General features: G+C 50.2%; 11 protein-coding genes and 1 other RNA gene. 1 reads left to right on the forward strand and 11 read right to left on the reverse strand.

The window, feature by feature from the left end:
• Nucleotides 1-201: 201 nt before the first annotated feature.
• The 5 genes from DVH26_RS26005 to DVH26_RS26025 all read right to left on the reverse strand — a co-directional run bounded on the left by DVH26_RS26005 (nucleotide 202) and on the right by DVH26_RS26025 (nucleotide 3,462).
• Nucleotides 202-915, reverse strand: a complete 714-nt coding sequence (locus DVH26_RS26005) for a lytic transglycosylase domain-containing protein (protein ID WP_239627012.1) — start codon at nucleotides 913-915, stop codon at nucleotides 202-204.
• A gap of 145 nt (nucleotides 916-1,060) precedes the next feature.
• A complete protein-coding gene (locus DVH26_RS26010) occupies nucleotides 1,061-1,465 on the reverse strand; it encodes a SoxR reducing system RseC family protein (RefSeq protein ID WP_239627013.1) in 405 nt (134 codons plus the stop codon).
• 29 nt (nucleotides 1,466-1,494) lie between these two features.
• Entirely contained in the window at nucleotides 1,495-1,698 is a 204-nt protein-coding gene (locus DVH26_RS26015; RefSeq protein WP_239627014.1) for a DUF1540 domain-containing protein, read from the reverse strand.
• A gap of 48 nt (nucleotides 1,699-1,746) precedes the next feature.
• Nucleotides 1,747-2,877: a glycoside hydrolase family 15 protein gene (locus DVH26_RS26020; protein ID WP_239627015.1), complete on the reverse strand. Its 1,131-nt coding sequence runs from the start codon at nucleotides 2,875-2,877 to the stop codon at nucleotides 1,747-1,749.
• A gap of 84 nt (nucleotides 2,878-2,961) precedes the next feature.
• Complete coding sequence (locus tag DVH26_RS26025) at nucleotides 2,962-3,462, reverse strand: YpuI family protein (RefSeq protein WP_239627017.1); 501 nt, start codon at nucleotides 3,460-3,462, stop codon at nucleotides 2,962-2,964.
• 196 nt (nucleotides 3,463-3,658) lie between these two features.
• On the opposite strand from DVH26_RS26025, the gene DVH26_RS26030 reads away from it, so the two are divergent.
• Complete coding sequence (locus DVH26_RS26030; protein WP_239627019.1) at nucleotides 3,659-5,587, forward strand: S8 family peptidase; 1,929 nt, start codon at nucleotides 3,659-3,661, stop codon at nucleotides 5,585-5,587.
• A 44-nt stretch (nucleotides 5,588-5,631) separates the two neighbouring features.
• On the opposite strand, the gene rnpB is transcribed toward DVH26_RS26030, so the two are convergent.
• The 6 genes from rnpB to dnaG form a co-directional block, all read right to left on the reverse strand.
• Nucleotides 5,632-6,041, reverse strand: an RNA gene (gene rnpB, locus DVH26_RS26035) — RNase P RNA component class A.
• 119 nt (nucleotides 6,042-6,160) lie between these two features.
• Entirely contained in the window at nucleotides 6,161-7,276 is a 1,116-nt protein-coding gene (locus DVH26_RS26040) for a Nif3-like dinuclear metal center hexameric protein (RefSeq protein ID WP_239627021.1), read from the reverse strand.
• Entirely contained in the window at nucleotides 7,243-8,013 is a 771-nt protein-coding gene (locus DVH26_RS26045) for a tRNA (adenine(22)-N(1))-methyltransferase (RefSeq protein ID WP_239627022.1), read from the reverse strand. Before DVH26_RS26045 ends, DVH26_RS26040 begins: the two co-directional genes overlap by 34 nt.
• A gap of 3 nt (nucleotides 8,014-8,016) precedes the next feature.
• Nucleotides 8,017-8,847: a hypothetical protein gene (locus DVH26_RS26050; protein WP_239627023.1), complete on the reverse strand. Its 831-nt coding sequence runs from the start codon at nucleotides 8,845-8,847 to the stop codon at nucleotides 8,017-8,019.
• 126 nt (nucleotides 8,848-8,973) lie between these two features.
• Nucleotides 8,974-10,089 carry an RNA polymerase sigma factor RpoD gene (gene rpoD, locus DVH26_RS26055; protein WP_239627024.1) on the reverse strand — a complete coding sequence of 372 codons (1,116 nt, stop codon included), beginning with the start codon at nucleotides 10,087-10,089 and terminating at the stop codon, nucleotides 8,974-8,976.
• Between the two features lie 42 nt (nucleotides 10,090-10,131).
• Nucleotides 10,132-11,964: a DNA primase gene (dnaG, locus tag DVH26_RS26060; protein WP_239627025.1), complete on the reverse strand. Its 1,833-nt coding sequence runs from the start codon at nucleotides 11,962-11,964 to the stop codon at nucleotides 10,132-10,134.
• Between the last annotated feature and the right edge of the window lie 5 nt (nucleotides 11,965-11,969).

Consider the following 11,969-nt stretch of genomic DNA (forward strand, 5'->3'; position numbering starts at 1 on the left):
CTGAAAAAACATTGAGAAAAACCTCTACCGAGACCTTTCACAGAGGAACGGCCGCGTTTAGAGGTTGTTTTTATCGCCAAATAGAATGTCTGCATCCGAATTTCGAATCATATCAATTCTATTGTGGTAAAAATAAGACCTTTCTTAAGCTACATCCCGAAATCGGGACGCTTACAGAAGGTCTCGGTCATGCCTGTTCAATCAAGCCTCGTACTGCCGTTGAAGCCTCATCACTTTGCTTACGTAATCTTGCGTTTCGGACGGCAGCAGGTGCAGCTTCGACATCAGCTCTTGATCCGTCGTTATGCCCAACCGGTCTATGCGCCCCGGACCCGCGTTGTAAGCGGCGAGAGCAACGGCACGATTGCCGTTATACTTGCGCAATAAGCCGGATAAGTACTGCGTTCCGCCGTGGACGTTCTGCTCGGGATCCAACGGATTGCTGACTCCCAGCCCTCTGCTCGTTCCATCCATGAGCTGCATTAATCCTTTGGCACCTGCCCGGGAAACCGCATTCGGGTTAAAGGACGATTCAGCGTCGATAACCGCTTTCACCAAACTCGATTGCACTCCGTAACGCCGGCTTGCCTGATCTATCAGCGGATTCAAAGCGTCAGCCGCGAAGCTGTCTCGGGATCCGTATAACGGATTCATGCTTGTGCCCCATGCCAAATCCGGAACATAGCCCGGCCTTAAGGGCGCTTTGGCACCAAGTTTGCCGTCGATCGCCGCAGTGTCAGCACCAGAGGTCATCTTGTTAGGTACTGTTGCGGCGGACAAGAAGCTGTTCAATATATCCGAAAATGGGGAATCCTCTTCGCTTCCCGCCGGGGAGTCGGAAGAAGATAACAGGCTCAATTGGTTCAGCAGCTGCAGCTGAAGCAGCTCCTTGATTGTACTCGGCTGAATGTTCATCAAGTCGGACTCTCCCTGTTCAAAGATTCACCCATTCATTGTACACTGTTTTGGACCTGCCATCCAGCTATTTTTTGCATAAATTGCCTTAAAAAGCAGGAAACAGGCCTGAAGGCCTGCTTCCCGTCGTTTCATAGACATACCGTTACGAATAAAGCGGGACAAGCAGAAAGTAACCCGCCAACGAAATAAGACCAAGAATAACAGACCATACTCCTAAAGCGCGGCTTCCCAAACCGAATGCAATGGCGCCAATCAACATGGCCCCGCTGCCCAGAATTGCCGGAAGCATGAACATGGACAAAATGGCTAAGGCCAGCGCCGTATAACCCAGCCAACGGCTGTTTGCAGCAGTGCCTCCCCTTGCATTTTCCATGCTTCTCTCATTCGTTTCGGACACTTCTACCGGTGCTTGGAGCGGTCCGCCGTACGCAGCCGACATATCCGCCGCGTATTCCTCTTTGTCGTTCATGCCCGACTCTTTATGCAATTGCTCGAAGGAATATCGCTGCTTGCCGGAAGAGGTCTCGCGTTTCTCCTTATCGCTCATGTGATAATCCTCCCGAATCAGGCTGATGGTTATTTCTTGGCCTTGAACGTATGACAACAGGTGTTGCGCACACTTGTCGCCTGGTCCTGATGGCCTTCGAAATCTTCAGCAAATTCGGAATTCAGATCGGCATTGGCATGCTTGTCGATCTCGATCATGATGGACTTGGCTGCACAATTATTGCCTTCCGCCCAATAAGTACAGTTGGCAACGCTGCATTTCACATCTGGCATCATCATCACCCCTTACTTAGGAGTGCCCGGAAACAGGGTGATGTTATACTAGCCGTAAAGCTGGGAATATAGCACAAGATACATCGCATGAGACCAAAGCAATGGCGTAGCTGGAGTTCCCCATCTATGCACCCATTGCTCGTAAGTATCCTTCGAAGCCAGAGAATGGAACACCTGCTCTGGAAGCCTTCCCCATGCATCGGCTTGACGGGCAATCCACTGGAGCGACTCGGCTGCTTGCTCATATTGGCCGGCGCTATAATCGATCCATCCATACCATGCGGTTAGCAATATCCACTCTCCGCCGCCGTAGTATTCATCCCCGACATATCGTCGAACGCCGCCATCGGCGCTTTTCAATCGGGCTTCAAGCTCGGCCAATGTAGCATTCATGATGGCATGATCAACTCCGAATACTTGAAACGGCTGAGCGAGCCACATTAAACTCGCGTCTACACCCTCAAAGCCGATATCATAGCTATTTGAATCCGCCGCAGGACGGATGCTCTTGACGAAGTATTTTTTTTCCGGATGGATGCAATGCTTCAGAAGAAATAAGCGGATATCATTCACAACATCAGCGATTTCCGGCATATGCACAAACCGATGGATCGAAGAAAGCCCTCCATAGATGCAGGCCAGTGTCGACGGATGAATTTGATCGTTGCGCTCCTCCCAGCAATCGAAATTCGGCTGCTTCCAGAACGCGCACAAATAGCGGATCGTCAGCTCAACGCTGGAACGAAACGATTCCGGCAGCTCATCAATGCCGGTTCTCTTCCAATGCTCGGCAACGCCCCATAACCATGCGCCATATCCATCCAGCTGGAAATGTCCCCATTCCGAGTGGTCGTCGTCTCTGCCGTCGAGATGGTATCTTGTATGTAAAAACTCATGCTGAGCAATCGTCTCGCCATTCGCATGCTTGTGCAGCAGCTGCTCCACCCGGTCCCTCTGCCGGTCCAGCACGCGACGAACCCATTCGTAGAAACGTCCGGCGCTGTCTTTCTCTCCCGCTATATCCATAGCATATGCAATAAAGCTGCCGTCTCTAAGCCAGCTGAATCCGTAATGGGAAAATAAAGGGCAAGCGACATAGCTTCCCGCAGGGTGCTGATTCCATAAAATCAATTGCCGGCTTATTTTAGCCAGCTCATGGACTGTGATCGTTTCGGTCATAGCCCGTAGGACCACTCCTTTCGTTTAAACAAAAAGAGATGCGCGTCAGCATCTCTTTTAGTAAGTATTTCCATGTTGTTATGATTATACGCGTTCGCCTTGCATACGTTTTTGCGTAATATAGTCGGTTTCGTAATAAGACAGCTCTTCGCGGAGCGCTTCGAAAATTTTGGACAGCTCAATCGTCAAATCGCGAACGGCGCGGTTCGGTTTTTTACGGAATCGGATGGCGTCTTGTCCTGTGTAGGCATACCGTCCGTCTTCGGAATAGCACTCGTTTTTCGGATAAAAGAAGCTGTTGACGCAGCTGTGGTATACTTCGTAAAGCACTTTTTCAGCATACTCAACATTGAATGTAGGACGACGCAAGCTGACGCCGAGCTTCTCGTAAGCTACCTCGCAAAATACAAGCAAGTGCCGAGTGTCGGACAAATACCCCTTATAAAATTCCTCCATCGTGGAATCCATTTCGGAATTCAGCTGCTGCAAGGAATGTTCGTTTAGAAAAGTTTCCAGTTTAGCGATCGCATCGCTCAATTTGGTTTTTGTAGTTTCACACACATTTTTGACATTAAACGTCGCCATAAATTCAAGACCTCCTGTATTTAAAACAAAACATCGGTTAAGAAATGATATCTTAGTCCATCGTACCACAAAATGTTTGTAAAAGTAATAGCTAAAAGGACTATCGGCAAAAAACCGAGGGGATGATTTCCGGTTGTAAGAAAATCTCGTTGCGGAGATTACTAAAGGTAAACCAGAAGGTAAAGGAGTCCTATCCATGTGGAAATATGCCTTGTCTTTCGCGCTACTGCTTGCTTTCGGCGCACTCCTCTTTCCTCGCAACGAAGGAGCGCCGCGTATTGCAAGCCTTACGCCAGCCGAAGAGCTGAAGGTTAAGCAAACTACGCTGTCGCAGGACATGCAGCTTACGGACCATTTGTGCCGGACGCAATGCAGTCTGGAGCTTCAACGGATATTGAACCAGGTGAAGCAGCAGCCTGCGGAAGCTAAGCTGAGCGGCCTGCAAGAGCTTCAGAAGGAGCACCCTCATATGGAGAAGCTGATTCTTGCTACGAAGACTCAGTCCGTAGATGAGGGAATCCAGTCCGGCTCCGTGGACTTCAAGGACCCGGCCACCGGCGCTCATGTCCAAAAGGAGCTGAAGCTGGCCAAAGAACATACGGATAAAGGCCAAAGCTATCAATCCGCACCGTTTCAGTATAACGGCTCTACCCATTTCGTCATCGGCGTACCGTCCAACGATTCCGATATCGCTGCCCTAGGCGTTGTAAAGCAAACCATTTTGAAGCAGGTCGAGGATCATCAGCTAAAAAACCTGCGTATTGTCACTTATCCAAGCGACAATCGTTACAAAATCGAATCGGTCGATTCCAAAACGCTGAAGGATGTCAAAGTGGACCATCCTGAGGAAAACGAAGGGACAAGCCATTATCATGTGAATCAGGTGGTAGTCCGGTTCAAGCAGGACCCTTCGCCTGCGGATTTGGCTAAAATCCAATCGGAAATCGGCTCTACCCATTACCGGAAGATTGGGTATACCTACGTATTCGAATCCGGGCAAATGGAAGCTAAGCAGCTGATGAATTATTTTCAAAAGTGGAACGTCGTTTACGCGGAGCCTCACTTTTTGTATTTAACCAATAGCGAGGGCGTTGACGCAGCGACGGATACGGAGCGCGCTCAGGCCGCTTCGCAAAATCAGGACCAGAATAGCGTTAAGCCTAACGATTCGCTGTATCAGCGTTACCAGTGGAACTTGCCGATTATCGAAACCGTGCCCGGCTGGTCGATAACCAAAGGCTCTCAGGATATTAAAGTCGCTATTGTCGATACCGGAGTCGATCTCAACCATCCTGACTTGAAGGACCAGCTCGTAAGCGGCTTTAACGTCGTCAATTCCGATTCTCCACCGCTGGACGATGTCGGTCACGGAACCCACGTTGCCGGAGTCGTAGGCGCCATCGTCAACAACAATTTGGGTGTAGCCGGCATGAGCTGGTACAACCGCATTATGCCGATCAAGGTATTGGACCAGACCGGCGCAGGCAGCACCTATTCCGTAGCGCAAGGCATCATATGGGCGACCGATAACGGAGCCAAGGTAATCAATATGAGTCTTGGCAACTATGCGGATGCAAGCTTCCTCCACGATGCGATTCAATATGCTTTCGATCACGATGTCGTTCTGATTGCAGCAAGCGGCAACGACAATACGGAAACGCCGGGCTATCCCGCCGCTTATCCGGAAGTGTTTGCCGTAGGTGCCGCCGATGCCAACAAGAATAAAGCATCCTTCTCCAACTTCGGCGATTATATCGATGTTGCGGCGCCTGGAGTCAGCATCGCCAGCACCTACCCGCATAACCAATATGCGGCTTTGTCCGGCACTTCGATGGCCAGTCCGCATGTTACGGCGTTGGCCGCTCTTATCCGCTCGGTGAACCCGAATCTTAAAAACACCGAGGTTATGCAAATTATGCGCGATACCGCTCAGGATGTCGGACCCGCAGGTAAAGATAAGTATTTCGGCTATGGTCTGATCGACGTCGTAGCCGCTCTGAAAAAAGCGGAAGCCAGCAAAAATCCGCAAGCACTGCAAAATCCTTCAGCAGCCGGAACGGAAAGCAATCCGCCTTCTGTGTCATGGACGCAAAGATTGCTCGATCGGCTAAGAGGAAGACCATAACAGCACAAAAACCGCCTTGTTAAAGGGCGGTTTTTCTTCGGTTCCAGGAAAGCTTGCCGTAAGCCGGGTTCTGTACTTCCAGTGGTCATAACGGGTACCACCCTCCCACCGTTGAAGCGACAATCATCTATCTAGGCTGAACATTGCTGAACAGCTCAAGCGACCAACCCGAACGCGTCCCGGGCAAGGACTGTCTCGCGAAGAGACTTGCGTTCCACTAGGTCTTGCTCCAAATGGGGTTTACCAGGACCTATGTCACCATAGGTCCTCGTGGTCTCTTACACCACGGTTCCACCCTTACCTGTGCTTAAAGGATAACCCTTAAGCCATCGGCGGTCCATTTCTGTGGCACTAGCCTTCAGCTCGCGCTGACTGGACGTTATCCAGCATCCCGCCCTGCGGAGCCCGGACTTTCCTCTCGTGATTTCTCACCAGCGATTGTCTGTCAAGCTTTCCTGATGTGCATTTGCTAGTATACAGCGAATCGAAACAAAAAACAACCTTCACGTTACTGCCAATGCCGCCAAATCATCGACTTTTTGCTAAATAGTGTACAATCGGCGGCCGAAAGCTTTAAACAAAACGGAACGGCTCCGTATCAATTTGCGATGCAATGACTTGAGTATCGGACTTTTTCTCCTGAAGCTTGCGCCGCAAGTAGTCCGCGACTCCCTGCTTCAAGATTTTCTCAACATTATGGCCCGGATCAATGATCGTAAGCCCAGCAGCCAAAGCGTCTTGGGCCGTGTGATAATCGATGTCGCCGGTAATCAGCACATCGGCGCCGGCAAATAGCGCATGCCGCACGTAGCGGCTTCCCGATCCCCCCAGCACGGCGATTTTACGCACTGCTTTGCCGGGATCGCCTACAAGCCTTACGACGGGAACGTCATAGGCTTGCTTCACGCGCTCGCACAGCTCCTGGAGCGTTACAGCCTCATCCAGCTTGCCTACACGGCCCAAGCCGAAGCTGCGACCCTTCAAGTCAAGCTGATATAAGTCGTACGCCACTTCTTCATACGGATGGGCTTTCAGCATAGCCTGAATCGCTTTGCGTTCGATGCTCTGCGGGATAATCGTTTCGAGCCGCACCTCTTTTACCTGCTCCAGCTTGCCCTGCTTGCCGATAAACGGCTCGCTGCCCGATTCAGGAACAAACGTTCCCGTACCTTCAATATTGAAGCTGCAATGGCTGTATTGGCCGATCCAGCCTGCACCCGCTTGAAACAGCGCTTGCCGCACTTTATCCAGGTGGTCCTCAGGAATGAAGACGACCAGCTTCTTCAGCCTGTCCGTATGAATATCCTCAAGCGGCGACAGCCCACTCAGGCCCAGAGCCTCGGCCATCATATCATTAACGCCGCCTTCGGCTACGTCAAGATTCGTATGCGCGATATAGACCGCGATGTCATGCTTGATCAGCTTCTCGTACAGCCTGCCTGCCGGCGTGTCCGTCTGCAGATGCGATAAAGGCCTATAGATGATGGCATGATGAGCTATGATGAGGTTTGCCTGAAGACGGATCGCTTCGTCCACGACTTCTTCGGTCACGTCCAACGCAACCAGCACATTCAGCACTTCTTTATTCAATGTTCCGAGCTGCAGCCCGATTTTATCGTCGGCGACGGCATAATGCTTGGGCGCCAGTTCTTCCATCAGTTGGATGATGCTTTGTCCTTTTGCAAACAAGCCAATACCTCCCTGATCGTTTTCATTTCCTCTTCGATTTCCCGCTGCTTCTGCTTGGCCTCCGGTTGTTCCGACAGAGCCAGCTGTCCGCGAATCATCTCCAGCTTGCCGTATTCCAGATCCCATTTGGCGAACCAGACCGGAGTCGGGTCTTGCAGCAAATACGGTCCCATTTTCAAAAGCCAATCGCGCTGGACGGGCATTTCCCCGGCAAGCGTTCGATCCCTGTAGATTTCATCGTTAGATGTCGAGGCAAGCCCGGACGGGACTGCCGTCAAAATTTCATAAATTTTGCCGTCTTCTTCAAGAATCATTTCCTCAGCAAGCACCCACTGGTGGTCCAGCAGCCATTGACGGACCATCGCCTCGCCTACATTCGGTTGAAGCACCAGCCGGCTTACTCCCGGGAGCTTCTCCTTGCCGGCCTCAAGAATGCTTGCTATCAATGCTCCGCCCATACCGGCAATCGTAATAACGTCGACCTCGCCGGCCGAGATGACTTCAAGTCCGTTGCCTAACCGGACATCTATCGTATCCGTCAAACGCGCTTCGCGAATTTGTCTCGACGCAGCCTGGTAAGGGCCGGGGTTTACCTCGCCCGCAATGCCTTTCGCGATGCGTCCCTTCTGCGCCAAATACGTTGGAAGCAGCGCATGATCGGAGCCGATATCGGCAACCCTGCTGCCTTCAGGCACTTGGTTCGCTATCATTTCAAGTCGTTTTGACAATCGTATCATAATTTACGCAACCCACTCTGTCCATTTTTTTCTAAATGCGAATAACAATCCGGCTTCGGTAAACAATTTCCCGATTAACGCCAGCTGTACGGTTTGCTCTCCATACTGTTCGGCATAAAGCATACCATACAATTCAGGCATAAACCAAACGATGCAGCTCAGCATAAGGAATACGGTTGCTATTTGCTTCGTTTTCTCGTGCAGCATCCATCCCAGCCATCCGAACAATAAGCACAGCGGAACCCAGCTGAGCTCCAGCGTCAGCCAGTTGATCGTATCCAGCTGGAAATGCAGCAGCCATCCGTAGCAAAACACAAGCACGACCCAGCCGCTTAGCTGGAATAGCAGCAGCCGGGCCAACAGACCGGTTAACAGCCATACCAGGCTGCAGAGCACAACATAGCCTACGAACCATACGGGCGCATCGACTTGGTGAATTCGCAGCAAGTATACGCCTATAAAGAGCAGAAATAAAGATGCCATACCGAACAAAATTTGCGCACGAACCGGCTCCTTTTTATTTTGTATGCTCCCTAACGCATAGCAAATAAATAAGAAGAGCAAAGAAACGCCAATTTGCATTGGCAATTCAAAAGCGGTAAAATTAAGAGCAGTTAAAGAAATAGCCGCTATGATGACGAAGATCAGCATCCATATTTTCCAATTACTGTTTTTTATAACAACCGGCGTGATGCCCATAAATCCGGCCGAAGGCTTACCGGTGCCTTCCTCTAAATAAAGATTTAATAAAAAATCGCAGTAATGCTCGGGCAGCAGCTTGCTTTTGCGCCAGCGCTCTATTTCGCGAATGATGATTTTACGATTTTCATCCATCAGTATCGTTCCACCTCTTCAATCCTTTGAAATTCATTCTTGGCATGTTCCTTTTATCGGTTGAGGTGAAACAAAAAATTAGACCTGACTGCAACGAGCGCAGAAAGGTCGAATAGGTGAGTTGCTTTATTCAAGAAAATCTTTGAGACGCTTGCTTCGGCTAGGATGTCTCAGCTTGCGCAATGCTTTTGCTTCGATTTGACGAATCCGTTCGCGGGTTACGCCGAACACCTTGCCCACTTCCTCCAAGGTGCGGGTACGTCCGTCGTCCAGCCCGAAACGAAGCCGAAGTACATTTTCTTCACGCTCGGTCAATGTATCCAATACATCCTCTAGCTGTTCCTTCAACAGCTCGTATGCCGCGGCATCGGCAGGAGCGAGCGCTTCCTGATCCTCGATGAAATCTCCCAGATGCGAATCGTCCTCTTCCCCGATCGGAGTTTCCAACGATACCGGCTCCTGCGCGATTTTCATAATTTCCCGAACCTTTTCCACGCTTAAATCCATTTCTTTCGCAATTTCTTCCGGCATCGGTTCGCGACCGAGCTCCTGAAGCAATTGACGCGATACGCGGATCAGCTTGTTGATCGTTTCCACCATATGAACCGGAATCCGGATCGTCCGGGCTTGGTCGGCAATAGCGCGAGTAATAGCCTGACGAATCCACCAGGTTGCATACGTACTGAACTTGAAGCCTTTGTCGTGGTCGAATTTCTCAACCGCTTTAATCAAGCCCATGTTGCCTTCCTGAATCAAATCGAGGAAAAGCATGCCACGGCCCACATAGCGCTTTGCAATACTTACGACAAGGCGCAGGTTAGCTTCTGCCAAGCGGCGTTTGGCCTCTTCGTCTCCGAGCTCGATCCGTTTCGCGAGACCGATCTCATCCTCTGCCGATAGCAAAGGCACGCGGCCGATTTCTTTCAAATACATACGAACCGGGTCATTGATCTTGATCCCAGGCGGAAGGGACAAATCATCGTCAAAATGAAAATCGTCCTGATCCTGATCCGGATTCATATCATTATCTTCGTCCGATTCATTGCCTACATCAATGCCCATTTCCGAGAGCTGCTCGAAAAACTCATCGATCTGTTCAGGATCCTGATCAAACGGAGCCAGCTTCTCCATAATATCTTTGTAGGTTAAAGAGGAACGCTTCTTGCCCTGCTCAATCAGCTGCTCCTTGACTTGCTCTAACGTCAACTCAGTCTCTATCTCCGTACGTTGATCGTTCGCCATAATCCAACTCCCTCCTCCCTAGAGTCATCCCCCGTTATGGAACTAGGATGATTTCAATTGCTTTTCTAGGGAAATAATCTCAATGCCTATTTGTGCAGCCCGTATGATATCCCCTGAACGTTCTGCGGAAATCATTTCTTCTCTTTTTCGCTCAATTAGCTGCTGCTGCGGATATTTTTTTATTTCCCGGATGTAATCGTCGATGACTTGATCGTTGACCCCGTGAGAATTGCCCATCATCGCAATAGAACTCGCCAAGCTTTCCAGCTCGGCTTCTTGAAGCATAGCAATAAAGCTGCTTGCGTTCGGCTCGAAGCCTTGTGCAAAATAAGCGTACAAATAAGCAGCCAGAGCCGCGTGCGCATCTACGTTAAACTGGTCCCCCAGCTCCCGCTCCACCTGCTGTGTTACTTCCCGGTCGTACATCATGATGGCCAGGAGCTGGCGTTCAGCATTATGATAAGCTAAAGATAAGGAAGGACTTCGCTCTCGAGGTGTTCCGTCATTCATAACATTATTCCACGCTTTGTCTTTATTATCCCCGAACCTGTTGTTTTTTTCCGCTTGGAGTCTAATTTCATTCAAAGTTTGAAGCGCCGCTTCATAGGAATAACGAAATTCGGATGACAGCTCTCTAACGTAGTGCTCTCTTTCGATTGGTGAAGGAATATCGGCAATAATTTTGAGCGCTTGCTGGATGTACCGAAGCTTTTCTCCATCCTCTTGCAGTTTGAAATTTTTGCGAAAATAAAGAAGTTTATATTTGATCGACGGTACGGCAGCTTCAATCACTTCCCGTACGAATCGTTCAGAACCGTTACTTGTAATATACTCGTCAGGATCTTGCCCGTTCGGGATCATCGCAATCTTGACAACGCAGCCCGCTTTTTCGAGAATCGGAATGCTCTTGTAGGCTGCGGCCTGACCCGCGGAATCGCCGTCATAGGCGACGATAACCTGATCGGCTTGCTTGCGGATGACCTCTGCGTGCTCTTCCGTCAAAGCCGTTCCCATGGTGGCAACGCCTGTCGTAACCCCCGCTTCCCAAGCCTTGATGACGTCTACATATCCTTCGAACAGCACCAATTGCCGGTATTTGCGGATATGAGGCCTGGATAAATGGATATTATACAAGCTTCGGCTTTTGTAAAACAGCATGGATTCCGGGCTGTTCAAATATTTCGGCTGCACATCTCCCATCGCCCTGCCGCCAAATGCTATCAGCTGACCCTTCCAATCATAAATCGGAAACAGGATCCGGTCGCGGAACTTGTCGAAATAACCTTGGCCGTCCTGCCTGGAAGAGATGAGTCCGCCTTTTTCCATTAAAGGTAAAGGAAATTGCCTCCGTTCGAGCAGCTGGGTCAACGTATCCCATTGGGTAGGAGCGTAGCCGATGCCGAACGTTTCGATAAGCTTGTCGTTCAAACCCCGTGATCGTAAATACTGCAAAGCCTGCTTGCCCTGCTCGGTATTCTTCAATATATATTGATATAATTTGCCGGCAAGCTCGTAAGCTTCGAGGAGCTTCGTCTTCTCCGGGTTTTGCTCGGAACGGCGATCCGACCTCGGGTCGATTCCGATATCCAGATTGGCGTCTTTGGCCATTTGACTGATCGCTTCCGCGAAGGTGTATCCTTCCATCGCCATCAAAAACTGAATAACGCCGCCTCCGGCTCCGCAGCCGAAGCAATGATAGATTTGCTTTTCAGGTGTGACGGTGAAAGATGGCGTTCTCTCCGAATGAAAAGGGCAAAGCCCTTTCATGTAGTGGCCCTGCTTGCTTAGATGCACATAGCGGCCGACGACATCTACAATATCATGATGCTTCAGGACCGCCTCAATGATTTCTTCAGGAATGCGTCCGTTACTCATCCTAT

Origin of the sequence: Paenibacillus sp. H1-7 (assembly GCF_022354825.1) — a bacterium.
GTDB lineage: Bacteria > Bacillota > Bacilli > Paenibacillales > NBRC-103111 > Paenibacillus_S.